Genomic DNA, 24,844 nt, shown 5'->3' with positions numbered 1-24,844 from the left:
GGGAGAACGAACGTGACTGACGCCGCCGGGCTGTACCGGACGGTCCGCCTGATCCGCCGCTTCGAGGAGCGGGCCGTCGAGCTCGTCCGCGACGGCACGATCGTCGGCGGCATCCACCCGTATCTCGGGCAGGAGGCCATCGCCGCCGGCACCTGCGCCGCGCTGCGGCCCGGCGACGTCATCACGAGCACGCACCGCGGGCACGGCCACGTCCTCGCGAAGGGCGCCGACCCGGCCCGGGTGATGGCCGAGCTGGCCGGCCGGGCCACGGGCCTGAACGGGGGCCGCGGCGGTTCGATGCACGCGGCGGACTTCTCGATCGGCATCCTCGGCGCCAACGCGATTGTCGGCGCGGCCGTCCCGATCGCGACCGGCGCCGCCTGGGCCGGCCGCCGGGCCGGGCTGGACCGGGTTGCGCTCACCTACTTCGGCGACGGCGCCGTGAGCCAGGGCGTGGTCCTGGAGACGTTCAACCTCGCCGCGCTGTGGAAGCTCCCGGTCGTCTTCGTGTGCGAGAACAACGGCTTCGCCACCACGACGCGGATCGCCGACGCGGTGGCCGGCACCATCACCGGCCGCGCCGCCGCCTTCGGGATTGCGGCGAAGACCGTCGATGCCACAGACCCTTCGCTCGTACTCGCCGAGGCGCGCGAAGCCGTCGAGCGCGCCCGCGCCGGCGAGGGCCCCACCCTGCTCGAGTGCGTCGCGTACCGGTTCGACGCCCACCACACTTGGGAACACGCCGCCCGCCCCCGCTACCGCACCGACGCCGAGGTCGCGGCGGGCATGTCCCGCGACCCCGTCGAGATCCAGGGCGCCCGGCTCGACGCGGCCGCGCGGGCCCATGTCGACGCCGAGATCGAGGCTGTGCTGGAGGCCGCCGTGGACTTCGCCCGGCAGAGCCCGCACCCCGACCCCGGCGGCGCCCTCGACCACCTCTACGCCGACGGCCTGCGCACCCGGGCCGGTGTCTGATGACGAACCTGTCGTACCTGAAGGCGCTGAACCGGGCCCTGGCCGCGGAGATGGAGCGCGACCCGGCGGTGTGCGTCTTCGGCGAGGACGTCCGCGTCGCCGTGAGCAACGTGACGACCGGCCTGCACAAGAAGTTCGGCCCGGACCGGGTCATCGACATGCCGATCTCGGAGCAGGCGTTCACCAGCTTCGCCACCGGAGCCGCCATCGCGGGGCAGCGGCCCGTCATCGAGTACCAGATCCCGGCCCTGCTGTTCCTGGCCTTTGAACAGATCGCCAACCAGGCCCACAAGTTCTCGCTGATGACGGGCGGGCAGACACGGGTGCCGGTGACGTATCTGCTGCCGAGCTCCGGCTCCCGCGGCGGCTGGGCGGGCCAGCACTCGGACCACCCCTACAGCCTCTTCGCCCACGTCGGTGTGAAGACCGTCGTCCCGGCCACGCCCGCGGACGCCTACGGCCTGCTGGCGTCCGCGATCCGCGACGACGACCCGGTGGTCGTCTTCGCACCGGCCGGCGCGGTCGGCGTCCGGGCCGACGTCGACCTCGCCCGGCTGGCGCCCGTCCCCCTCGGCGTCGGCCGCGTCCACCGCCCCGGCGACGACGTGACGGTGGTCGCCGTCGGCCACCTCGTCCACGACGCCCTGGCCGTCGCCGAGGAGCTCGCCGGCACCGTCTCCGTCGAGGTCTTCGACCCGCGCACGCTGCACCCGTTCGACTGGCCCGGCCTGGCCGCCTCCCTGGAGCGCACCGGCCGCCTGGTGGTCGCCGACGACTCGAACCGCTCGTGCGGGATGGCCGGCGAGATCCTGGCCTCGGCCGCGGAAGGTATGCACCTGGTCGCCCCGCCGCGCCGGGTGACCCGCCCGGACGGCGCCGTCCTGCCGTTCGCCCGCGACCTCGACCTGGCCCTGCAGCCGTCCCGGGCCCAGATCCGCGCCGCGATCGAAGACGTGGCGAAGTTCTAGAGGAGTCGACAATGGCAGCCACCAATATCCGGGCCGCGCTGGCCGCCGACCCGAGCGTCGGAGCCGGCAACGTCCTGCACAAACTGATCGAGCACGGTGCACCCCTCGACGGGCCGGGCATGACCTTCGACACCCCCGTCGACGGCATCCCGGCCTGGCAGGGGCTGACGCTCGGCGAGCTGTACACGCGGGCCGCGGCCCGGGCGGCGTGGCTGCACGCGGCGGGCATCAGCCGCCGCGACCCGGTCGCCGTCTACGTGACGAGCGCCGCCGACTGCTTCCTCAACTGGATGGGCCTGGTGTGGCTCGGCGCGATCCCCGCGCTGATGAACCCCAACATCCCCGGCGACATCGCCGCCGAGTACATCCGCAAGCTGCGCGGCGTCGCCCTGCTCACCGACGCCGCCCACCGCGAGCGCCTCGGCGACGCCGACCTCGGCGGCATCGCCGTGCACGACGTGGCCGAGACCGGCACCGGCGACCCGGCCGCGGCGCCGGTGGCGTTCCGGCACCACGCCGACGATCCGATCGCGATCACGCACTCCTCGGGCACGACGCGGATGCCGACGGCGGTGGTGCACTCGCACGCCAGCCTGTTCCACGCCACGCGGAAGATCCGGCTCGCCGGGCCGCGGGCGCAGGGCACCGAGCGGATTCTCAGCGCGCTGCCCGCGCCGCACGCGGCCGGGATCATGACCATCAACCACGCCCTGAGCAACCGTTCGGAGCTGCTGTTCCTGTCGCGGCAGGACGACGGGGCGGCGGTGCTCGAGGCGATCGAGCGGTGGCGGCCGTCGGGGGTGTTCGGGTTCGCGGTGACGTGGGCCGAGCTGGCCCGCTACGACCTGCCGGCGCGGGGCATCGACTCGGTGTCGCTGTGGTTCAACACGGGCGACTGCGCGCACGAGCCGCACATCCGCAACCTCGTCAACGCCGGCAGCCGCAACATCGTGACCCGCGAGGGCGTGCAGCGGGTCAAGGGCTCCACGTTCGTCGACGGGCTCGGCTCGACCGAGATGGGGCACTCCGCGTTCCACATCTCGCACCGCCCCGACACCGAGCGCTACGGGCGGTGCGTCGGCGTCCCGCACGTCTTCGCCGACGTGGCGCTGCTCGACACCGAGACCGGGCGCGAGGTCCCCGTCGGCGCGGTCGGGCACTTCGGGCTCAAGTCGCCGACGCTCGCCCCCGGCTACTGGAACGACCACGTCAACACCTATCGCAACCGGCTCGCCGGCTACTACCTGACCGGCGACCTCATGTACCGCGACGACGAGGGCTACTACTACCACGTCGACCGGGCCGTGGACTCCGTCGACCTCGGCGGCGGCGAGTTCCTCTACACGGCCATGTCGGAGGAGCGGATCCTGCGGGCGATACCCGAGGTCCGCGACTGCACTGTCGTCTCGGCCCGCACCCCGGAGGGCACCGTCGTCACCGACGTGCTGCTGTCCCTGCACGCCGGGGCCGATCCCGCGACGGAGCACACCGAGGCCGTCCGGGGCGCGCTCACGGCGGCCGCGGCCGCGACACTGCGCAAGGTGGTCGTCTACCCCGAGGACGACCTCGTCCTCGGCCCGACCGGGAAGGTGCGCAAGTTCCTCATGCGCCAGCGGCACCTCGCCGCGATGGCGCATGCCTGACCTGCGCACCCCGCCGCGGCCGCTGGTGCCCGCCGCGCGCATCCCGGTGCGGTTCACCGGGTCCGGGGCGGGCGTCGGCGAGCTGGCCTGGGGTCAGCGCGAGATCTGGCTGACAATGCAGCGGCAGCGCTCCTGGCTGCCCATCGGCGGCTGGTCGCGGCTGGCCCCGGGCACGACCCTGGCCGACGTCGCCGACGAGCTGCGGTGGATGCTGCGGCGGTACCCCACGATGCGCACCCGACTGCGCTTCGCCCCCGACGGCCGGCCGCTGCAGAGCGTCGCCGACCGCGGCACCGTGGGCCTGGACGTGTACGACTGCCCGGACGGGGCGGACCCGGAGGCGTACGTCGTCGCGCTCGACGCCCGCGACCGGGCCCGCCCCTACGACCTGGTCGAGGAGTGGCCGATCCGGATGGCCGTGGTCCGCCACCGCGGAGTCCCCAGCCACCTGTCGACGGTCATGCCGCACCTCGTCACCGACGGGCTCGGCGGGCGCATCTTCCTGGCCGAGGTCGCCGCCCGGGCGGACGCCGACCCCGACACCGGCACCCCGCCCCTCGAGCAGGCGCGCTGGCAGGCCGGTCCCGCCGGTCGACGACAGAACGCTTCGGCGGTACGCCACTGGCAGCGCACGATCGCCCGCATCCCGGCACCCAGCGTCGCGACGTCCGGGCCCCACCTGCGCGGGGAGTTCCGGACCACGGCGCTGCCGCTGGCCGTGCACGCGCTGTCGGAGCGGGCCGACGCCGACTCCTCGCAGGTCCTCATGACCCTGCTGGCCCAGGCGCTGCCCGGGGACGGCCCGGCGGTGCTGCGGCCTATGGTGAGCAACCGGTTCCGCCGCGGCTTCGGGCGGGTCGTCGCCATGGTGGCCCAGCGCGGCCTGTGCGCGGCCGACGTCGCCGGGTTGCCGTTCGCCGAGGCGCTGCAGCGGGTCGGCGCGGCCGCGATGGCCGCCTACAAGTACGCCTACGTCGACCCCGACGCCGTCGCCGCCGCGTTCGCCGCCGCCGGGGCCGACCCGGACGCGGGCCTGTGGTGCAACGACCGCCGGGTCGCCACCCGCCAGGGCTTCGCCGGTGCCGTCCCGGACGCCGGCGCCGTGCGGGCCGCGCCGCCGGGCACCTTCCGGTGGACCGTCGCCCAGGACGACCCGTTCGACCCGCTCAGCGTGGACATCGACGACGGCGACGGCGGTGCGCTGCTGCTGACCGTGTTCACCGACGCGGCCCGGCTGCCCGCGGCCGGTGCCGAGGCGCTGGTGCGCCGCGTGGAGTCCCTGGCCGTCCAGCAGGTGGAGGAGTTGTCATGACCGCGATCGCCGCCGTCGGGACGTTCGTGCCCGAGGGGCGGGTGAGCATCGAGTCCTACGCCGAGACGTTCGACCTCACGCCGATGCAGGTGCGGGTGTTCCGCCGGTATCACAAACTCGGGACCGCGGCGCGCACCGACGAGACGCTGACCGGGCTGCTGTCGCTGGCCCTGGCCGACCTCGCCCTGCGCGAGGAGCAGCGGGCCCGGGTCCGGTACGTGCTGTACGCGCGGACGAACCCCGTCGTGGTGCCGTACCCCCGAAATCCTCTGCACGAGGCCCTTCGGACGGCGGGCCTCGGGCACGCGCAGGCGTTCGCGGTCGGGCAGCAGGCGTGCGCCTCCGGGCTCCTCGCGGTCGATCTGGCCGGGCGGCTCCTGGCGGCCGACGGGGACGACGCGCTGGCCATCGTGCTCGCCGGGGAGAAGACGTTCACCCGGGAGACCCAGTTCGTGCCGGACACGTCGATGTTCGGCGAGGGGGCGGCCGCGTGCCTGGTGTCCGCGTCGGGGGACCGGGACCGGCTGCTGTCCTACGTGGCCCGGCTGCGCGGGGAGTTCGACGGTGACGCGCAGGACGTCGCCGCCGAATACCAGCGCATCTACCACGACGCCCTCGGCGAGGTGGTCGTCGCGGCGGCCACCCGGGCCGGGCTGCAGCTCGGCGACCTCGCGGTCATCCTGCCGCACAACGTGAACCAGATCGCCTGGCAGCGCACGTGCAAGCGGATCGGCTACCCGCTCGAGCGGGTCCTGCTCGAGCACGTCGCCGACTACGGGCACCTGTTCTGCGCCGACGCCTTCGTCAACCACCGGACCGCCGTCGAGCGCGGCCTGCTGCGGCCCGGGGACCGCTACGTGATCGCCGCCGCCGGGGCCGGCCGCGGCGCCACGTTCTCCGCCATGGTCTTCGAGCACTGACAAACCCCGGCCCGACTCTGGGAAAGGAACCACCGTGTCCGACACCGTTACCGTGGACCCGGCGCTGCGCGAGCACGTCGTGGCGACGATCTGCGCCCTGCTCCCACGCGTGCTCAAGCGGGAGGTGCCCGACGCGTCGGAGTCCACCACGCTCATGGACGACCTCGGCATGAGCTCGACCACCGGCCTGGAGCTGGTGCTGGAGCTCGAGGACCGCCTCGAACGCGAGATCAGCGTCGAGGACCTGGGGCGCGACGACTTCGAGACGGTCGGCACCCTCGCGCACTACGTCGCCGGCAACCTGCTGCCGGAGGAGTGAGCGTGCCCTGGGGGTTGCGCCGCGCCGAGTCGCGGCGGTTCCCGGAGCCGGCCCGGGGCGCGGCCGACCCGGCGCACGCGGCGCTGCTGGCCACGTACCTCGGCGACATGGTCGGCGCGTACGGGCTCGGCGCGCCGACCGGCATGGCCGGGGGCCAGTCGTACGGCGAGATGGCGGCCGTGCTGCTGCCGGACGAGCCCGTCGACGCGCTGGTGCTCGCCTACGACATCCCGGACATCACGCCGGGCCGGGCGACGGCCACCTACCTGAGCCACGTCTGCCCCGGCCGGCCGATGGCGTTCGCGGTGTCGGACCAGGGGCGGGCCGGCGCGCACACGGCGCTGCGGCTGCTGCACGACTATGCGCGCTGCGGGCTCTACGAGCGCTCGCTGCTCATCGTGGTCGAGCAGTCGGTCCTGCCGTACGACCCGGCCGTCCCGGTGGAGGTCCCGGCCGCCCACTGCGGCGTGGCCGTGCTCCTCGGGCCGTCTGCAGTGGAGGTCTCCGCGCCGCGGGTCATCGCGGGCGCGGAGGCGGCCGAGGTGGTCGACCGGCTCGGCGACGTCACGGCGGCGACCGTCGTGCTCGGGACCCACCTGCGCGCCTTCGAGGCTGACATCAAGGCAGACAGGGTCGTGCTCGCCGACCCCGGCCAGCCGATGACCGGCGTGTGGGAGGCGCTCGCGACGGTGGACGGTCCGGTGGTGGTGGCCGACTACGACCGGGCGCTGCGGTACCTGTCCATCAGTGCATTCGGATGCTGAAGGGGGCCGCACCGGCCAGGGCGACGGCGGCCCGGAACCCGGCCGGCGCCTCGAGGTCGGCGACCGCGTGGGGCGCGCCGTCCAGATGGACGAGCGGCGGCGGGTCTCCGGCGACGGCCAGCCGCAGGTTGCGCATGAGGCGGTCACCGGCCGCCTTGACCACCGCCTCCTTGCGGGCCCACAGTCCGGCGAACACCGCGGGGCCGCCGCGGGCCACCAGGCCGGCCTCGGCGGGCGGGAAGAACCGGCGGGCCAGGCCCCGGTAGTCGGTGTCGTCGAGGATGTCCTGCAGGTCCACGCCCACGGGACGCTCGGCGGTGACGGCGATGGCCGCCCACTCCCCCGCGTGCGACAGGTTCACCTGCAGCGGCTCCCCGGCCAGATAGGGCTTGCCGTGGGGGCCCTGCTCCCAGTGCAGCTCCGGCAGCCGCTCCAGGAGGATGCGGCGCCGGGCCGAGTGGGACGCGTCGAAGCGGCGCCGGTCCTCGGGCGAGCGCAGTGCGTCGCGGCGGCGGATCTCGCCGGGGTCCAGGGTGGACGTGAACGGGCGGCGGGTGTCGACGAGCCAGACGTCGACGGTCGTCACCGGCGCAGGAGCGCGGCCAGGCGGCCGACGCCTTCCTCGATCCGGTCGGGCTCGATGGCACTGCAGGACAGGCGGATCGCGTGGGTGCCGCCGCCGCCGACGTAGAAGAAGCGCATCGGGGTCCAGAGGACGCCGTACTCCTGGGCCGAGACCTCGAGCAGCGCCTCGGAGGCGTCGACCGGCACGTCGCACACGACGAAGAAGCCGCCGCTGGGGTTGTTCCAGCGCACGGCGGTACCCGCGAAATGCTTGTGCAACGAGGCCAGCAACGTGTTGAGATTGCGCCGGTAGAACGCGATCTTCGCCTGGTTGACCGCGCGCAGGCTGAAGCCGGAGTCGATGAGCATGCCGCCGACGACCGCCTGGGACAGGGCTGACGTGTTGACGGTCAGCATGCTCTTGACGGTGGAGAGCTCCTCGGCCAGCAGCGTGCGGCGGCCGGCGGCGTCGGCGACCGTCTGGTCGGCGACCAGGTAGCCGACGCGGGCGCCCGGGAAGTAGGACTTGGCGAACGAGCCCAGGTAGATGACGCGCTGGTCGCTGTCCAGGCTCTTGAGGGTCGGGCGGGGCTCGTCGTCGAGGCCGAACAGGCCGTAGGGGTCGTCCTCCAGGATCAGCAGGTCCTCGTCGGCGGCCGCGGCGAGCAGGGCCCGGCGGACCGGGACCGGCAGCGAGACGCCTGACGGGTTGGCGAAGTTGGGGACCAGGTAGAGGGCCTTCGGGGTCTTGCCGCGGGCCCGGACGGCCGCGGCGACCGCCCGGACCGTCTCCGGGCGCAGGCCGTCGGGCGACTCGGGGACGCCGACGACCTCGACGCCGAGGATGCGGGCGGCGCCGGTGAGGCCGACGTAGCACGGCTCGGCCGCGAGGACGACGTCACCGGGCCCGGCGCACAGGCCGCGCAGGGCGATGACCATCGCCTCCTGGCAGCCGGTGGTGACCATCACCGCGGCCGCCGGGACCTGGATGTTCTCGTCGACGTCGAGCATGCGGGCGATCAGGTCGCCGACGTGGCCGTTGGTGCGGCCGTACTGGGTGAGCAGCTGCCGGGCGGCCGCCCCGCTCAGGCCGCGTTCGCGCAGGTGGGTGAGGTACGCCTGGATGTGCTTGTCGATGTCGGCGACCGAGTGGAACTCGTCGAACGGGCGGCCGGCGGCCAGCGAGATCGCCTCCGGGTAGCGCCCGGCGACCTCGTTGAGGAAGTTCATCGACGCCGACACCGGGTCGACGACCGACTCGTGCAGCGCCTCGCGGGACAGCACCACCATCACGCATCGCCTCCACTCGAGGGTGACAATCGGCCGCCGCGGCGCCCCGGGCCGCTCGGGACCGCCGCGGGTGGGCGGTCGCCGGTCGTCGCGGGCCGTGCGCCGCTTGACGGCGGGGCCGTCACGCGTCGGCTCCGGTCAGGGACGACAGGCGCACGGCGCTGCGGTCCAGGGCGGCAAGCGTCGGGCGGCCGGCCAGGACCATGGCGTGGGCCAGTTCGCCCGTCGCGGCGCGCAGGACGCCGGCGACCCCGTCGGCACCGCCGGCGGCCAGGCCCCACAGCGGTGGGCGGCCGGTGAGGACCATGCGGGCACCGAGGGCGAGCGCGGCCAGGGCGTCGGTGCCGCGGCGCACGCCGCCGTCGAAGAGGACCGGCATGCGGTCGCCGACCGCGTCGGTGACCTCGGTGAGCGCGTCGAGGGTGGCGACCGCGCCGTCGAGCTGGCGGCCGCCGTGGTTGGACACGACGATCGCGTCGGCGCCGTGGTCGGCCGCGAGGGCGGCGTCCTCGGCCGTGAGGATGCCCTTGAGGACCAGCGGCAGCCCGGTCTGCGCGCGCAGCCAGGCGAGGTCGGCCCACGTCAGGGTCGGGTCGAAGGTGTCGGCGGTGTGCCTGGCGATCGCCGACTCGCCCTCGTCGCGCACGTGGGCGGCGGCCATGACGGCCGGGTCGATGTTGACCGCGGCGACGTCGCCGCCGATCGTGAAACCGTTGCGCATGTCGCGCCAGCGCCGCCCCATCCGGGGCACGTCGACGGTGAGCATGACGGCGCCGTATCCGGCCCGCTCGGCCCGCCGGACCAGCGAGCGCATGACGTCGCGGCGCTGCAGCCAGTACACCTGCAGCCAGAGCCCCTGCGGTTGGGGCACGGCGGCCGCGATGTCCTCGATGGTGCGGCTGGCGAACATGGCCACGACGAAGAGCGCTCCGGCCGCGCTCGCGCCCCGGGCGGTGGCGACCTCGCCCTCGGGGTCGATGAGCCGGTGGTAGGCGGTGGGCGCGATCCCGATCGGCGTCGCGTGCCGCGTGCCGAACAGCGAGACGCCGGTGTCGGCATCCGAGACCCCGGCGAGCACCCGGGGCCGCAGCCGGACCCGGTCGAAGGCCCGCTCGTTTGCCGCAAGCGTCCGCTCGTCCTCGGCGCCGCCCTCGATGAAGTCCCATACGTCCGGTTCGACGAGATGGGCGGCGTTGTGCCGGTAATCCGATGCGGTGAGCAGTGGCGGCCCGCTTCGCAGTTGTGTCACCGGCGGTGCCTCATAGGCGTTAGCCTATCCGGTACCCCATCCGCTCCTCCATGAGCCGAAAGGCCTACATGGCACCGGAATATGCCCGCTACTGCGCGCTCGGTGACAGCGTGGTCGAGCAGCCCGGCGGCTTCGCCGAGCTCGTGCGCGACGCGCTGGCCCCGGCGGCGTTCGTCAACCTCGGTGTGCGCAACCTGCGCGCGGCCGAGGTCCGCGACGTGCAACTTTCAGCGGCGCTCGCGTTCCGGCCCGACCTGGCGATGGTGGTGTGCGGGGCGAACGACGCGATGCGGCCCGGCTACGAGTCGCGGGCCGGCGCCGTCGACGAGGCGATGACGGCCATCATCGCGCCGCTGCAGCGCGCGGGCGCGACGGTCATCACCGTTTCAGTGTTCGTCATGCGCGAATACCCGCAGATGCCGCACTGGCTCGGCGCCGGGTTCGCGCGCCGGATGGCGCTGCTGGCCGAGCGCACGAACGCGCTCGCGGCCCGGCTCGGGACCGTGCACGTGGACCTGTCACGCCACCCGGCGATCGCCGCCGGGGAGGCGCTGACCGGGGATGACGGGCTGCACGGCAACCCGCACAGCCATAGGATCGCGGCGGCGGCCATCCTCGACCGCCTGCACCGTTCACCGCTGGAGGTACGTCGCTGATGCCGCTCGATCCGCAGGTCCAGGCCATGCGCGACGCCAAGGAGCGCGACGGTGCCCCGGCGCTGTACACGATGACGCTCGACGCCGCCCGCGCCGCCGACCTGGCCTCGATCCGCGCCGCCGGCGGCAGCCCCGAGCAGGTCCACGAGGTCACCGACCACTGGATCGCCGGGCCCGGCGGCAGGCTGCCGGTCCGGGTCTACCGCCCGAGCGCGGCGCCGGACCTGCCGGTGCTGCTGTACTTCTTCGGCGGCGGCTGGGTCCTCGGCACCGTCGACACCGCCGACGCCATCGCCCGCAGCCTGGCCAACGCGGCCGGCTGCATCGTCGCGGTGCCCGGCTACCGGCTCGCACCCGAGCACCCGTTCCCGGCCGCGGTCGAGGACTGCTGGGCCGCCCTCGAGTGGGTGATCGCCAACGCGGCCGCCCTGGGCGCGAACCCGGCCCGCATCGCGGTCGGCGGCGACAGCGCGGGCGGCAACCTGGCCGCGGGCATCACGCTCATGGCCCAGGAGGCCGGCGGCCCGCCCCTGGCCGGACAGCTGCTCGTGTACCCGAACACGGACCAGAACGCCGACGACGAGTCGATGCGTGCCAACGACGACCCGTACCTGTTCAACCACCACTCCGTCGCCTGGTACCGCTCGCACTACTTCACCGACCCCGACGACGCGTACAACCCGCTGGCCTCGCCGATGCAGGCCGAGAGCCTCGCGGGGCTGCCACCGGCGCTCGTCATCACGGCCGAGTACGACCCGCTGCGCGACCAGGGCGAGCGCTACGCGGCCCGGCTGGCGCAGGAGGGCGTGCCGGTGGCGGTGACCCGCTACGAGGGCATGATTCACGGATTCTTCGCGATGGCCGGGTCGCTCGACGCGGGCCGGGTCGCGCAGGCGCAGGCGGCCAAGCAGCTGCGGGTGTGGTTCGAGAGCTGACACCGCAGCCGGGGCGACGGCACAACCGTCGCCGTCGAGAGTCCGGCGCGGGTGGCGGTGGCGGCTGTACTCGCCCCTGGCCGCCGCCGCCCCCTGGCTCGCGTTCTGATGGCTACATCTGGTCCACAGTGGACAGTGATGCGCGCTCGCGTCCGACGTGTCAGCCAACCACAAGCTCACTTTGGACTGGTGGCTCCGGGTGGCCAAGAGCGCTCAGCAATCAGGTCAAGCGAAGTTCACGGGCAACAAGGGACGCCGCCTCGCGCAACTGGTCGGCTTCCGGTCGGCGGGCAGTTCGGCGGCGAGGGTGAGGGCGGCAGCGGCGGTTTGCGGTCCGGCTCCGAGTGCGGCTCATCATGGCCGCGAACGCGGCGATGTGGCCGCGCACCGCCCGCAGTTCCGCGCAGCGGACAAGGACACCGGTGAGCGTCGCGCTGTGCTCGGTGTTCAGGTGTTCTGGTTTGGTCATGACCCGGCGCGGTTCCGGCGCGGGTGCCGGTCGCAGTGTGGTGGCCGCTGGGCGTAGTGGTCGCAGGTAGCGCTGCACGGTGCGGAACCACGCGCCGAACTGTCGGCTGATCGCGGTCAGAGAGTGCCGCTGTGCCCGCAGCTGTTGGATGGCGGCGTGCCGGCGCGGCAGTGCGCGCCCTCCGCATGAGCGCCGCCGACGCAGCGCGAGGTCATCGACGCCCGACACCCGCGGATCAGCCTTGACCTCAGACGCCGGTGTCGCCCGCAGTAGCCGCAGCAAGGGCGAACGGCTCGCCGTGATCGCCGAGCGGGCCGCCAGGCGGGCTCCCGGACGCCCGGCCAGGGCCACCGCGACGGGTTTGCCACTGCCGGCGTAACGCCACGCTCTGCCGGGCATGGTGCGCCGTCAAGCCGGGCACATTTCGGCGAACGTGCGTCGCGCGCACTCGGCCTCCAAGCACACGAACCGCCGTACCTCCAGGTGAATCGTCACTCGGCGGCCGCCAGCCGATAGCTGCTCCACCCGGCGATCACGGGCGAGCGCCGCACTGCGTCACGAGCCCACCACACGTGGGCCAGGGCCCTTGGAGCCAACGGCCGGCCGCAGCCGCCCGAGCTGATCCCGGCCGGCTACGCGGCGCCGGCCGCCTCCGAGCCCGGTCGGCCCGGCGCGCCGGCCAGCAAATACCACCTGATCACTGCCGCCCGCGTCCACTCGCCGCCATCCGGCTGCTCCCGCTGCAAGACGCGGCCCGCGCATCCGCGACGCGCGGGCCGCCATCACCCGTGGAAGGTCGACCGGGGCCGGTGCGAAGCGTGCCGAGTCGGCCGCCGCCCGGACGGAGGTGGCTGTCGCCGCGGGCCGGGGTCACGGCGCGGTCGGGTGGGCCGTTCGGGGTGGGGTGGTGGTTGCGCGGGCGGTTGAGGCGGCCACCGTGACCAGCAGGGCCAGCGTGAGCAGCCAGCTCAGTGGTACGGCCGGGCCGGTCGGCCAGTGGGGTAGGGGCAGGTCGGGCATCGGTTCGCCGAAGACCGGGAGGGCCCAGCCCGTCAGGCGCCACGCGATCAGGGCGGTGGCCAAGCCCGGCGGGGCGGATGCGAGGACCAGCGCCGGGTACGTCCACAGGGCCACCCGGCCGGCCGTCCGGCGGGACAGGCCCTGGGCGCGCAGGACGGCCAGGTCGGCGCGGCGGTCGCGGCGGTCGACGGCTATGACCAGGGCCAGGCCGCCCGCGGCCAGGAGGACGGCGAGGGCGCCGGCCAGGACGTGGAACCACAGGGACAGCGCCGGGCCCTGGGTGGCCAGCCGGGCGCGGGTGTCGGCGATGCCGGAGTCGCCGACGACGACCAGGCCCTGGGCGGCCAGGCGGTTGAGGGCGTCGGGCGGGGCGGCGGGGCCGAGCCACACCTCGGGGGCGCGGGCGATGCCGGAGTCGGTGGCGAGGCGCTCGGCGTATTCGAGGTCGACGAGCGTCCCGGCCGTCCCCAGGCGCGGCACGGCCTTCAGGTGCGCGGCGGTGGTCACCGGCACGTCGAGGCCGTCGAAGCCGGAGATCGTCGCGTCCGGCGCCGTGGTCGCGACCGGCAGGGGCAGCGGGACGTCGGCCGGCTGGACCCAGACGCCGTTGGGCAGGCCGTCGGGGGCGTCGACGGTGATGCGCAGGCCGTCCGGTGCGGCGCTCAGGGTGGCCCCGGAGGCGCGCCAGCGATCGGCGCCGGCGAGCTGTGCGCCGGCCGCGGCGGTGGCCGGTGGGTTGATGGTGCGCACCGCATTGAGCACGATGGTGATCCGCGTCGCGCTCGCTGTCGGGTCGGCATTGCGCAGGTGTACCGCCACGAGCCGGCACCCCTCCGCGCAGTCCGCGACCCGCTGCGAGTAGGTGCCGGTCCCGTTGTGCACGACGCCGAGATCGGCCACGGCCCGGCCGGTCTTCGTCGAGAACACCAGGGTCAGCCCGATCGGGTTGTCGGGCCGGGCCCCCGTCACCGTCGCGTCGACGGCGAGGTCGCGCCCGGGCAGGTCGACGCCGACGTCGCGGACCGGGGGCCGCAGCCGGGCGGCGAGGGCGGCCGGGTCCGGGTCGCCGTACGCGTCGAGCCACGTCGGCACCACCGCCAGTCGGGTGCTGTCCACGGCGAGCCGCGGCGCCTCCCCGGGCCGGCCGCGGGGCAGGTCGGCGACGACGGCCATCGCATACTTGCCGTCCGGGTCGGCCGCCCGCACCGCCCGCAGCAGCTGGTCGCGGTCCATGTCGGTGACGGTGAGCACCCGCGGCGCCCCGGTGGCGATCTGCGCGGCGAGGTCCCGGTCGCGGGCGGCCAGGTCGGTGGCGGTGACCGCGTAGCCGAGCACCGCGACCGCGGCGACGAGCAGCAGGATCAGCCGCTGCGCCCCGGGCCGGCGGGCCAGCTGGAGCGCGGCCAGCCCGGTGGCCAGCCGGCCCCGGCGCAGCGCCCACGCCCCGACCAGCCGGGCCAGCGGCGTGACCGCCCGCGCGGTGCCCAGGGCGAGGGCGAAGATGACGAGGGCGGGGGCGGCCACCGCCACGCCGGTCAGCGACCCGCCGGCGAGGAACAGCTGGAGGGTCGCGGCGGCCGCGAGCACGGCCACGACCGCCTCGCCGGCCCGGGCCCGCCAGCCGGTCCCGCGGCCGCGGATCCGGCGCAGGAGCCCGGCGACCGGCGCGGTCAGGTGCCGCCGCTGGGCCACGAGCGCCGACGCGACCGCGATGAGCAGCGCGACAGGCGCGTAGCGCAGCGCCTCAAGCGTGAACACCGGCGCCCCGACCCCGGGGAACCGCCACGCGACGACGGCCGCGACGAGCAGCTGTCCGGCCACGCACCCGGCCAGACCGCCGATGAGCAGCGCGGCCAGCCCCTCGCCGAGCGTGAGCCACCACCGCGTCCACCAGCGGGTGCCGCGCAGCGCGACGACGGCCAGCTCGGGCCGGCGCCCTTGCGTGGCGTAGTCGGCCGCGATGAACAGCACCGCGTAGGCGAGCAGCAGCAGCGGCGCGGCCCCGGCCGGGACGCTGCGCCGGGCCAGGTCCTGGCTGGCGTCGATCCGCTCGAACAGGTTCGGCAGGCCGGTGGTGATGACGATGCCCGACCCGAGGTTGCGGGTCCGGCCCCGCAGCTCGGTGAGCCGGCGGCGGGTGTCGGGCAGCGCGGCGGCGCTGAGCGCGGCCGGCCCGGCGGTCAGGTCGACGGCGACGTTGGTGGCGCCGTGGTCAATGGCGGCGAAGGTCGCGGCGCTGATGAAGGCCGGCTCACCGGGCCGCCCGGCGGAGTCGGGGGCGAAGTACGCGTGGTCGCCCCAGTAGGTCTCCACGGAGTCGGCCGGCCGGTAGGTGCCGACGACGGTGAGGCGGGCCGGGGCGCCGGCCGGGGCGTACGTCGGGTTGGAGTTGCTGCCGCCGAGCGTGGCGAACGTGAGCGTGATCGCGTCGCCGGGGGCGAGGTGCAGCCGGGCCGCCGCCGCCTCACCGAGGACCACGTCGCCGGAGCCGACGAGGCACCGCCCGGCCACGACGGTGAGGTGGGCGCAGGCGTCCTGCCGGTACGTCACCCGCGTCGCCCGCACCCTGTCCGGCTCGATGCCGACGGCCGGGAACTCGCCGCTGAACACCTGGTCGAACCCCGGCAGGTCGACCACGCCCCGCGCGACGTCGCCGAAGTTGAGCTCGCCCTCCTTGCGCGGGTCGACGACCGCGCTGATCGTGAGCGACCGCTCCCGGGCCGCGGCCGTTTCGGCCTGCCCGGCGATGATCGACCGGTCGACCGCCTGCAGGTATGCGGGCGCCGCGACGGCCGCCGCCACCGCGAACATGGCCAGCAGCGCCAGCACGACCGCCTGCCCGCGCCGGGCCCGCAGCATCGACAGCAGCAACGAGATCATCGTGCGTTCCCTTCGACAGCGCCGACGCCGGCTGTGGCGAGGCGCCAGACGACGCCGAGGAGCAGCAGCGCGGCGCCGGCCACCGCCAGCAGCGGCAGGAGCGGCAGCGGCGAGGGCGGATCGGGCGGGCTCCAGCCGTCGGCGAAGTAGGGCAGGGCGGGGCCGGACGCGAACCGGGCGATGACCGCGGCCAGGAGCCCGGTCAGGACGCCGGCCAGGACCACCGCGCCGGACCCGGCCCGGGCCGCGCCGACGGCGGTGCGCACCGGGAGGCCCTGCAGCCGCAGCGCCCGCAGGTCGGCGTTGCGCTGGCGGCGCTCGGCCGCGACGGTGACAACCAGGGCGGCCGCGGCGGCCAGGAGCCCGACGACAGCGGCGAAGAGGCGATAGCGCTCGGCGAGGGCCGGGCCGCGGCCGGCGAACCCGGCGGCCCGCCCGGCGGTGTCGTCGGAGCCGAGGATCATCAGCCCGGCCGACCGCAGCCGGTCCTCGACCCCGGGCCCGGCCCCGGCGGCCAGCCACACCTGATAGGCGCCCGGCGAGGACGCGGCCGCACCCACCCGCTGGGCCGCGTCGAGGTCGACGAGCAGCCCGGAGCGGCCGAGCACCGGCAGCAGCGGCGCGGTGCCGGCGACCCGGACCGGGACGCCGCCGGCGAACAGGTCGATCGACGGGTCCCCGCTGTGCCAGGCGTCGGGCGCGGCCCCGGCGAGCACGACGGGCAGCGGCAGCGCGGCGGCCATGACCCACACCCGGTCGTCGAACCCGAGCGCGGCGTCCGGCAGCGAGAGGGTGAGCGCGCCCTCGCGCGCGCTGACCTGCATCGCGGACCCGTTGGTCACCGTCCGCCACTGCCGCGGATCGCCGAGGAACGCCGCGCCGAGCACGTCGGCCGCCGGCCCTTCCTGCCGTATCCCGGTGATCGTCAGCGTGTCCACGACCTGGTCACCGCCCCGCCCGGGCGACCCGCCGGAGTCGCCCGGCCCGCCCGCGTCGCCCGCGTCGCCCGCGTCGCCCGGATTGGACGGCTTGCCCTCGGGTGCGGAGCCGGGCGGGGGCGGCGGCTGCACGAGATCGAGGCGGACCAGCCGGCACCCTTCGGCACACCCGGTCACGGGCGCCCCGGCCTCCTGCTCGCCGGGCGCGATGGGCCCGAGCGTGAGTGCGGTCCGCCTGCCGGTGACGGTGTTCTGCAGCAGCACGGCGAGGTGCACGGCCGACGCCCCGCCGTTGCGCACCCGCACGAGCAGCCGCCCGCCGGTCACGGCCGGCGCCGCGGCGTCGGTACCGGCCGGCACGAGCGACGGCAGCGGCCCGTACTCCGGCCGCCAGCCCGCCACCGCCCGCAGCCGGGCCGCGTCGACCGCGAGCACCGGCGGCGTCAGGGACCGGTCCACGACGGCCGCCATCGCCTCCCGCCCGCCCGGATCGGCCCGCCGGACGGCGTCGAGCAGCGCCGTCGGGTTGGCCGCCCGCACGGTCAGGACCCGCGGCGCGCCAAGCTCCTGCGCGGCCCGGTCGTCGCGCGCGGCGAACCCGGCCACCCAGCCGCCGGTCGCCACGCCCAGCCCGGCCACGGCGACGGCCACGAGCGCCATGAGCCGGTCGGCGCCGGGCTGGCGGGACAGCTGGAACGCGGCCAGCCCGGCCCGCAGCCGCCCGGCCCGCAGCGCCCCCGCCCCGGCCCGCGACGCCGCCGACGCGAGGACCCGGGCGGCGGCCACGGCGACCACGGCCGCGATCAGGACGGGCACCGCGGTGCGCAGCCCACTGCCCCAGAGCTGGGCCGCGGCGAACGCGGCCAGCACGATCAGCACCACGTCGACGGCGACCCGGCGGGCCCGGCCCGGCGACGGCACCCGCCGCAGCAGCACGGCCACCGGCGCCCGCAGCACGGCGAACTCACCGGCCGCCATGGCCAGCAGCCCGCCCAGGACCGCGGCGACGGCCGCGAGCCCGGCGAGCAGCCACAGCCCGGCGACCCCGGTGAACGGCCCGCCGAGGCCGAGGCCGAACCCGCCCGGCGACCCGCCGAGCAGCCAACCGGCCAGCCGGCCGAGGGCGAGGCCGATGGGCAGGCCGGCCACCAGCGGCACCGCCAGCTGCCCCACCCCGAGCCGCAGCGCCCGGCGCCGGGTGCCGCCGCGCAGCTTCAGCAGCGCCGCGTCCCCGCGCCGCTCGCGGGCGGTCTGCCGGCCGGCCAGCGCGAGCGCGAACCAGCACAGCACCACCGCCGCGACGGTGCCGGCCACGACGCCGTCGCTGATCGCGGCCCGGTCGGCGCCGACCCGGACGGCCAGGTCCTGCCCGGGCGCCACAAGGGTGAGCCCGGCCCGGCCGAACGCGAAGTCGGCCCGGCCCAGGCGGTCGGCGACCGAGGCGGCCGGGTCGGTGAACGCGGACACCGGCAGCTCGGTGGTGTAGGCGAACGTCGGCCCGGCCAGCTGCGCGTCCTGGAACGTGGCGGCGGCCGTGAACACCGGGTCGAGGCCGCCCTCGACCGACGCCCGGAACAGCCGGTCGCCCCAGTAGACCCCGGTCGGGTCGGCCAGGTCGTAGCGGCCGACGACGGTGGCCGGGACCGGCTTCGACCGGGGCTGGTTGCGCAGCTGCAGCACGTCGCCGGTCCGCAGCCCCAGCGCGTCGGCGGCGGTCGTGCTCAGCAGCACCTCACCGGCGGCCGCCGGGCAGCGCCCGTCGACCTGGAGGTGGGCGCAGAGGTCCTCGCGGTAGGCGACGGAGACCTTGGGCGGCCCGGCCTCGCCGATGGCGACGCCGTCGGCCCGCTCCAGCAGCATGTCCGCGGTGACGCCGACGTAGCCGGGCACCGCCGGATCGCGCCCGGGCAGCAGCCGCTCCACGGTGTCGCGGTAGGCGGCAAGCGCCGACTCGGGGTCACTGTCCGCGTTCGTCGCGCGGCGCACCGAGATGGTCCGCTCGGCGGCCGGTGCCGCTTCCACCCCGGCCTCGGCCGCCCGCAGCGCCGCCCCGGCGGCGAACCAGGGGCCGGCCGCGGCCGCGGTCACGAGCAGGACGCCCAGGACGAACACGGTGCCGGCCTGGGCGGCGCGCGCTCGAAGGGCACTGAACACCAGTCCGAACACGCGCACCCCCGGGGCCACTTGCCGTCGATCTCACGGGGCACCTTACGCGCCGGGTCCGACAGTTTCAGCCGGCGCCCGATCCGGTCCGGCGGGGCCGGGCCTCAGCGCCACCAGTGGACGGACTCGACGTACATCGTCTGCGGGAACGCCGTCGCCGGCGGGGGCGTGCCCGGCCAGCGGCCGCCGACGGCGATGTCGAGCAGCAGGTACGCCTTGCGCTCGAACACCCAGTGCTGCCGGGCGCCCAGGTCCTCCTGGCGCAGGGTGGCCTGGACGACGCCGTCGACCGACCACTGCAGGACGCCCGGCCACCACTCCAGGCCGTAGCGGTGCATGCCCCGGTCCGGGCCGCCCGCCGGCCGGGCGGTGAACGGCCGTTCCCAGCCGCGCTCGGAGCCGTCGGGGCCGTGGAACGTGCCGTGCACGACGCCCGGTTCGGCCGCGCCGAGGGTCTCCATCAGGTCGATCTCGCCGGCGTCGGGCCAGCCGGCGGTGGCGACGTCCGCGCCGAGCATCCAGAACGCGGGCAGCAGGCCGCGGCCGGAGGGCACCTGCATGACGCCCTCGATCCGGCCGTACTGGGCCTCGAACGCCGAGCGCAGGCGGGCCGACGTGTACTTCCCCCGGTCGCCGCGGGCGGTGATGGCGAACCGGCCGTCGCCGGTGAGTGCGCCGTTGGCCGCACTCTGCGTGTACTCCTGCAGCTCCCCGTTGCCCCACCCGCCCCCGCCGGTCTCGTGCCGCCAGCCGGGCAGCAGCGCGGTCCCGGCCGGGCCGTCGAACTCCTCGGCCAGCTCGGCCTTCAGCTCGTCGGTGCCGGTGCGGGCCATGGTGGCGGTGACGGCCGCGACCCCGGCCAGGTTGTGCAGGTCGCCGACGGTGAGCGAGACGGCGTCGCCGGTGACCGGGGCGAGGGCGACGGCGTGGCGGACGCGCCCGGCGCCGGTGGCCGCGAGCCGGACGGTCCGGGCGGTGCCGCCGGCGAGGGTCACGGTCACGGCGGCCTCGGGCGCCGGCCCGCGCTCGGGGGCGGCCAGCGACAGGATCACGGCGAACGTGCCCGGCTGCGGCACCGGCAGTGTGAAGACCAACGTGCCGCTTCGGGTGTACCTGTACGGCGCCGGACTGCCCGCGGCGAGCGCTCTGGGCGCGGACCCGCCCTGCACGATCGCGGTGTCGGCGTCCCACTGGTTGCCGGCGGCGTCCGTCGCGCCGTCCGGGGCCGCCGTCCAGCGGTGGGTCCAGCCGACGCCGGCGGCGATCTGGGCCGAGGAGATCCGGTTCAGCACGCGCCCGGCCCGCCCGGCGCCGTCCGGCCAGGCGACGGCGGCCAGCCCCGCGAGGACCAGCACGGCGAGCGCGGCGAGGCCGGCTCGGCGGGTCCGGGGGCTGAGCGACACCATGTGGACCAAGGCTACGGCGCGACCACCGCCTTGAGCAGTGTCGGCTTGGCGACGCACCCGGCCTGGTCCGGCGCCGCTCCGCGCGGGCCCGACCGGCCCGGGCCCCGCACCGTGAACGTCGTGGCCCCGACCAGCACGGCGGCCAGTATCACGGCCGCGCCGGCCAGCTGCCCGCCGGAGAGCGACTGCCCCAGCACGACCCAGCCGAGGACCGCCGCGACGACCGGGCTCAGCAGGCTGAGCAGGCTGACCCGCGCGGGCGCGAGGGTGGTGACGCCCCGGAACCACAGGAAGTAGGCGCCGGCGGTACCGATCACCGACAGGTAGCCGAACCCGGCGACGTTGGCCGGCGTCAGGTGGCCGGGAAGGCCCTCTGCGCACAGGGCCACCGGGAGCAGGAGCAGGCCGCCGATCGTGAGCTGCCAGCCGGTCAGGGCCAGGAGGCCGGCGTCGGGCCGGCCCCAGCGCCGGCCGAGCACGGTGCCGAACGACATGGACACCATGCCGCCGAACGCCGCCAGCAGCCCGATCGGGTCGAGCGCCACCGACGAGCGCAGCACGAGCAGCGCGACACCGGCGAGCCCGGCGGCCCCGGCGGCCAGGACCCGGGCGGTGGGCCGCTGGCCGAGAATGCCGAACGCCAACCCGGCCACCACGAACGGCCCGAGCGCGCCGAGCACCGCCGCGACCCCGCCCGGCAGCCGGTATGCGGCCACGAACAGCAGCGCGAAGAACAGCCCGATGTTGAGCGTCCCGAGCACGGCCGCCCGCCACCACCAGGCGCCGCGGGGCCGGGCCCGGGCGGCGGCGACGAGCAGCAGCCCGGCGGGCAGGGCGCGCAGCGTGCCGGCCAGCAGCGGACGGCCGGCGGGGAGCAGCTCGGTGGTGACCAGATATGTGGTGCCCCACAGCACGGGAGCGACGGCCGTCAGGTTCCTCATGACTAAGTAGCTTACTCACAAGCTACTTAGACGCAAGTTAGTTGTACGATTGCCGCATGGACGACGTCGACCGGATCGTGGAGCAGTGGGCGCGCGAGCGGCCGGAGCTGGAGACCGAGGCGATGGCCGTGTTCGGCCGGATCTACCGCCTGGCCAAGGTGCTCGGAGATCGCCAGGAGAAGGTGTACGGCGAGCTCGGCCTCAACCGCGGCGAGTTCGACGTGCTCGCGACCCTGCGCCGGGCCGGCGACCCGTTCGAGCTCTCGCCGAAGCAGCTCAGCGCCACGCTGATGCTGACCACCGGGGGCATGACGGGCCGCCTCGACCGCCTGGAGCGCTCCGGCCTCGTCACCCGCTCGCCCGACCCGGAGGACCGCCGCGGCCTGATCATCACGCTGACCGCCCGGGGCCGCCACCTCGTCGACGCGGCCGTCGGCGCCGGCCTGGACGCCCAGCGCGACGTGCTCGAACAGCTGCCGCCCGCCGCCCGCCGGCGCCTGAACGCCCTGCTCAAGGACCTGCTCGCGGCCGCCGAGCCCTGAGCCGGCCACCGCGCCCGGCAGCGGCAGTCACCTACACCGTCGCCGCGGCCACCCACATGGTGATCGTGGCCAGGAAGTCGCCGCGCTCCCCCGCCTCGGCCAGCGCCCCGAACCACTCCTCGCGCAAATCCGCCGGGATCAGGCCGGCGTCGGCGGGCACCATCGGGTTCACCATCGGCAGCACCGCGGCGGCCGAGAGCGGGTCGGCGAAGTACAGCGCCACCGGCACCGCCGTCACGTCCCGCAGCCCCGCGTGCAGCAGCCGCCGCCGCAGTGTGCGCCCCATGTCGAGGTGCTGGCCGACGACCGTCGCCAGCAGGTGGGTCCGGACCCGCGCCACCAGCGGATGGGGCAGCCCGTCCACGGCCACCGACTCCCAGTCGGTGTCGACGAGACAGACCCGCCCGCCCGGCCGCGTGACCCGGGCCAGCTCGGCCACGGCCGCGTCGGGCTCGGCCAGATGCTTCAGCACCCGCTCGCACCGGACGGCGTCGAACCAGCCGTCCGGAAAGTCGAGAGCACAGACATCGCCCTGGGTGTACCGCACGCAGGTCCCCTCGTCGCGGGCGCGCGCGGTCGCGACGGCATCGGCCGACGCGTCGACGGCCACGATGGAGCCCGTCCCCGACAGCCGGGTCGACAGGAGCCGCGCGACCTCGCCGGTCCCGGCCCCCGCGTCGAGCACCCGCTGCCCGGGCTCGAGGTGCAGCGCGGCGAACGCCACCTCCCGCACCCGCTGGACCTCGGGATTCGCCGCTATCTGGTCGAGCGCGCAGTACGGGACATCGGTGACCATCACGCCAGTTTGGCTCGGCGCGCCCGTCCCGGCAGCCCGGAATCTGATCGTCAATCCGACATCAGCATGACAAGCGCGAACAGCCCGGACCCCCATCGCCGACGATGTCCTAGGGTACCGACCGTGTCCGCCCATCACCGGAGGCGACCGCTCCGGCTCCGCGGCCCGCCGGTGAAGTATTGACGAATACGAGTCGATTTCGGTAACTTTTTTACATGACCGTGGTGCGGATTCGTGGTCTGCTGCCCTCGCTCTCACGGGCCGAGCAGCGGGTCGGGCGGATCATCCTGGACGAGGCGGCCACCGCGGCGCAGATGACGATCACCGAGCTGGCCAAGCGGGCCGCCACCTCCGAGACCACCGTCATCCGGTTCTGCCGGGCCATCGGCGTCTCCGGCTACCCCGAGTTACGGCTGCGCCTGGCCGCCGAGGCGGGCCGGGTCCGCCGGGACGACCGGGCCCACGAGGCGGTCGGCAGCGACATCAGCCGCTCCGACGACCTGGCCCAGGTGGTCAGGACCATCGCCTACGCCGACGCGCGGGCCGTCGAGGACACCGCCGCCCAGCTGGACCTCGACGCGCTGGAGCAGGTCGTCACCGCGATCGCCGCGGCCCGCCGCATCGACATCTACGGCGTCGGCGCGAGTGCGTTCGTGGCCCAGGACTTCCAGCAGAAGCTGCACCGCATCGGCCTGACCGCGTACGCCTGGTCGGACGTGCACGTGGCGCTGACAAGCGCGGCGCTGCTCGGCCCGGGGGACGTGGCGGTCGGCATCTCGCACACGGGGACCACGATGGACACCATGGAGGCGTTCACCGAGGCCGGCCGCCGGGGCGCGACGACCGTCGCCCTGACCAACTTCCCGAAGTCGCCGATCGCCCGCGCCGCCGCGCTCGTGCTGACGACGGCGGCCCGCGAGACCACGTACCGCTCCGGCGCCATGGCGAGCCGCCTGGCCCAGCTCACCGTGGTCGACTGCGTGTTCGTCGGCGTCGCCCAGCGCACGTACGACAGGACCCGCACGGCCCTGGAGGCGACCCGCGAGGCGGTGCGCGGCCGGCGCACCAAAGCCGAACGAGGCCGCGGGTGAGCCTCTCCCCCACCGAGCGCCGCAACCCGGCCACGACCGAGATCGACCGCCTGCCCACCCTCGACGTGCTCCGGCTGATCAACACCGAGGACCACAAGGTGGCGCCGGCGGTGCTGGCGGTACTCCCCGCGGTCGCCGAGGCCGTGGACCTCGCGGTCGCGGCGCTGCACGCGGGCCACCGGATGCACTACTTCGGCGCGGGCACGTCGGGCCGCCTGGCCGTCCTCGACGCCGCCGAGCTCCAGCCGACCTACGGCGCCGGCGCCGGCCTGGTCGCCGCGCACATCGCCGGCGGGCCGCCCGCGCTGCTCACCGCGGCCGAGGGCGCCGAGGACGACGAGGCTCTGGGCGCGGCCGCCGCCGTCGCCGTCCGGCCGGGTGACATCGCGGTCGGCGCCTCCGCGAGCGGCACGACACCGTACGTGGCCGGCGCCCTCAGGGCCGCCCGCACCGCCGGCGCCGCCACGGTCCTGATCTCCGCCAACCCGTCCGCCCCGCTGGCCGGCCTGGCCGACGTGCACATCGCGGTCGACACCGGCCCGGAGGCGATCACGGGCTCCACCCGCATGAAAGCCGGCACCGCCCAGAAGCTCGTACTCAACGCCCTGTCGACGGCGGTGATGGTCCGGCTGGGCCGGACGTACTCCAACCTGATGACCGACATGGTCGCCAGCAACACCAAGCTGCGCGCCCGCCAGGTCCGCCTGCTCACCCAGGCGACGGGCCTGGACGAGCAGGCCTGCACCGCCGCCCTGGCCGCCGCGGACGGCGAGCCGAAGGTGGCGCTCGTCTCCCTGCTCGCGCAGGCGTCCCCCGCGGCCGCCCGCCGGGCCCTGGCCCGCACCTCCGGCATCGTCCACGCCGCGCTGACCGCACTCCGCGACGCGTAGCCGCAGCGGCACCGGCGGGCCCGCGCAGCCTCCCACCGCCGCGTACGGGCGGCCGTCCGGGCCGGTACCGGGCCGGGGGTTGGTCCCGTGCGCTACCGTCGCGCGCATGGGGC

At 75.5% G+C, this 24,844-nt stretch carries 20 protein-coding genes; 12 read left to right on the top strand and 8 right to left on the bottom strand.

Translation table 11 applies throughout. The annotated features are described in order from the left end of the window. Positions 1 to 12 precede the first annotated feature (12 nt). The 7 genes from Dvina_RS13755 to Dvina_RS13725 are packed head-to-tail and all read left to right on the top strand — an operon-like array spanning position 13 to position 6,901. A complete protein-coding gene (locus Dvina_RS13755; protein WP_223102869.1) occupies positions 13 to 975 on the top strand; it encodes a thiamine pyrophosphate-dependent dehydrogenase E1 component subunit alpha in 963 nt (320 codons plus the stop codon). Continuing rightward, complete coding sequence (locus Dvina_RS13750; protein WP_223102868.1) at positions 975 to 1,943, top strand: alpha-ketoacid dehydrogenase subunit beta; 969 nt, start codon at positions 975 to 977, stop codon at positions 1,941 to 1,943. Before Dvina_RS13755 ends, Dvina_RS13750 begins: the two co-directional genes overlap by 1 nt. 11 nt (positions 1,944 to 1,954) lie before the next feature. After that, positions 1,955 to 3,586 carry a class I adenylate-forming enzyme family protein gene (locus tag Dvina_RS13745; RefSeq protein WP_223102867.1) on the top strand — a complete coding sequence of 544 codons (1,632 nt, stop codon included), beginning with the start codon at positions 1,955 to 1,957 and terminating at the stop codon, positions 3,584 to 3,586. After that, positions 3,579 to 4,898, top strand: coding sequence for a condensation domain-containing protein (locus Dvina_RS13740; protein WP_223102866.1), 1,320 nt, complete (start codon positions 3,579 to 3,581; stop codon positions 4,896 to 4,898). Before Dvina_RS13745 ends, Dvina_RS13740 begins: the two co-directional genes overlap by 8 nt. Further along, positions 4,895 to 5,818, top strand: coding sequence for a 3-oxoacyl-[acyl-carrier-protein] synthase III C-terminal domain-containing protein (locus Dvina_RS13735; RefSeq protein WP_223102865.1), 924 nt, complete (start codon positions 4,895 to 4,897; stop codon positions 5,816 to 5,818). Before Dvina_RS13740 ends, Dvina_RS13735 begins: the two co-directional genes overlap by 4 nt. Before the next feature lie 34 nt (positions 5,819 to 5,852). Next, complete coding sequence (locus Dvina_RS13730) at positions 5,853 to 6,137, top strand: acyl carrier protein (protein WP_223102864.1); 285 nt, start codon at positions 5,853 to 5,855, stop codon at positions 6,135 to 6,137. A 2-nt stretch (positions 6,138 to 6,139) separates the two neighbouring features. Next, complete coding sequence (locus tag Dvina_RS13725; RefSeq protein WP_223102863.1) at positions 6,140 to 6,901, top strand: 2-hydroxy-acid oxidase; 762 nt, start codon at positions 6,140 to 6,142, stop codon at positions 6,899 to 6,901. On the opposite strand, the gene Dvina_RS13720 is transcribed toward Dvina_RS13725, so the two are convergent. The 3 genes from Dvina_RS13720 to Dvina_RS13710 all read right to left on the bottom strand — a co-directional run bounded on the left by Dvina_RS13720 (position 6,882) and on the right by Dvina_RS13710 (position 10,004). Continuing rightward, entirely contained in the window at positions 6,882 to 7,487 is a 606-nt protein-coding gene (locus Dvina_RS13720) for a 4'-phosphopantetheinyl transferase family protein (protein WP_223102862.1), read from the bottom strand. The genes Dvina_RS13725 and Dvina_RS13720 overlap by 20 nt on opposite strands. Further along, entirely contained in the window at positions 7,484 to 8,755 is a 1,272-nt protein-coding gene (locus Dvina_RS13715; RefSeq protein WP_246656531.1) for an aminotransferase-like domain-containing protein, read from the bottom strand. Before Dvina_RS13715 ends, Dvina_RS13720 begins: the two co-directional genes overlap by 4 nt. 121 nt (positions 8,756 to 8,876) lie before the next feature. Then, a complete protein-coding gene (locus Dvina_RS13710; protein WP_246656200.1) occupies positions 8,877 to 10,004 on the bottom strand; it encodes an alpha-hydroxy acid oxidase in 1,128 nt (375 codons plus the stop codon). Between the two features lie 68 nt (positions 10,005 to 10,072). Here Dvina_RS13710 and Dvina_RS13705 point away from each other — a divergent pair, with 68 nt between their 5' ends. Both Dvina_RS13705 and Dvina_RS13700 read left to right on the top strand, forming a co-directional pair. Then, on the top strand, positions 10,073 to 10,660 hold the full coding sequence (locus tag Dvina_RS13705) for a GDSL-type esterase/lipase family protein (protein WP_223102861.1): 588 nt from the start codon (positions 10,073 to 10,075) through the stop codon (positions 10,658 to 10,660). Next, the gene (locus Dvina_RS13700) at positions 10,660 to 11,595 is read left to right on the top strand and encodes an alpha/beta hydrolase (RefSeq protein ID WP_223102860.1); all 936 of its coding nucleotides are present in this window, start codon (positions 10,660 to 10,662) and stop codon (positions 11,593 to 11,595) included. The genes Dvina_RS13705 and Dvina_RS13700 overlap by 1 nt, the downstream gene beginning before the upstream one ends. A gap of 1,339 nt (positions 11,596 to 12,934) precedes the next feature. Here the strand turns inward: Dvina_RS13700 and Dvina_RS13695 are convergent. The 4 genes from Dvina_RS13695 to Dvina_RS13680 all read right to left on the bottom strand — a co-directional run bounded on the left by Dvina_RS13695 (position 12,935) and on the right by Dvina_RS13680 (position 21,412). Then, positions 12,935 to 15,964, bottom strand: a complete 3,030-nt coding sequence (locus Dvina_RS13695; RefSeq protein ID WP_223102859.1) for an FtsX-like permease family protein — start codon at positions 15,962 to 15,964, stop codon at positions 12,935 to 12,937. Further along, on the bottom strand, positions 15,961 to 19,068 hold the full coding sequence (locus tag Dvina_RS13690) for an FtsX-like permease family protein (protein ID WP_223102858.1): 3,108 nt from the start codon (positions 19,066 to 19,068) through the stop codon (positions 15,961 to 15,963). Before Dvina_RS13690 ends, Dvina_RS13695 begins: the two co-directional genes overlap by 4 nt. A gap of 101 nt (positions 19,069 to 19,169) precedes the next feature. Continuing rightward, positions 19,170 to 20,471: a glycoside hydrolase family 16 protein gene (locus Dvina_RS13685; protein ID WP_223102857.1), complete on the bottom strand. Its 1,302-nt coding sequence runs from the start codon at positions 20,469 to 20,471 to the stop codon at positions 19,170 to 19,172. Between the two features lie 11 nt (positions 20,472 to 20,482). After that, complete coding sequence (locus tag Dvina_RS13680) at positions 20,483 to 21,412, bottom strand: EamA family transporter (RefSeq protein WP_223102856.1); 930 nt, start codon at positions 21,410 to 21,412, stop codon at positions 20,483 to 20,485. Positions 21,413 to 21,468: 56 nt separating this feature from the next. Between Dvina_RS13680 and Dvina_RS13675 the strand changes: the two genes are divergently transcribed. After that, positions 21,469 to 21,954 carry a MarR family winged helix-turn-helix transcriptional regulator gene (locus Dvina_RS13675; RefSeq protein WP_223102855.1) on the top strand — a complete coding sequence of 162 codons (486 nt, stop codon included), beginning with the start codon at positions 21,469 to 21,471 and terminating at the stop codon, positions 21,952 to 21,954. Positions 21,955 to 21,985: 31 nt separating this feature from the next. On the opposite strand, the gene Dvina_RS13670 is transcribed toward Dvina_RS13675, so the two are convergent. Beyond that, positions 21,986 to 22,750: a methyltransferase domain-containing protein gene (locus Dvina_RS13670; RefSeq protein WP_223102854.1), complete on the bottom strand. Its 765-nt coding sequence runs from the start codon at positions 22,748 to 22,750 to the stop codon at positions 21,986 to 21,988. 215 nt (positions 22,751 to 22,965) lie between these two features. Between Dvina_RS13670 and Dvina_RS13665 the strand changes: the two genes are divergently transcribed. Then, a complete protein-coding gene (locus Dvina_RS13665; protein WP_223102853.1) occupies positions 22,966 to 23,841 on the top strand; it encodes a MurR/RpiR family transcriptional regulator in 876 nt (291 codons plus the stop codon). After that, positions 23,838 to 24,731 carry an N-acetylmuramic acid 6-phosphate etherase gene (gene murQ / locus Dvina_RS13660; RefSeq protein WP_223102852.1) on the top strand — a complete coding sequence of 298 codons (894 nt, stop codon included), beginning with the start codon at positions 23,838 to 23,840 and terminating at the stop codon, positions 24,729 to 24,731. Before Dvina_RS13665 ends, murQ begins: the two co-directional genes overlap by 4 nt. The last annotated feature ends 113 nt before the right edge of the window (positions 24,732 to 24,844 follow it).

Source organism: Dactylosporangium vinaceum, from assembly GCF_019904175.1.
In the GTDB taxonomy this organism is placed as follows: Bacteria; Actinomycetota; Actinomycetes; order Mycobacteriales; family Micromonosporaceae; genus Dactylosporangium; species Dactylosporangium vinaceum.
This window is presented reverse-complemented; position numbering and strand designations above follow the sequence as displayed.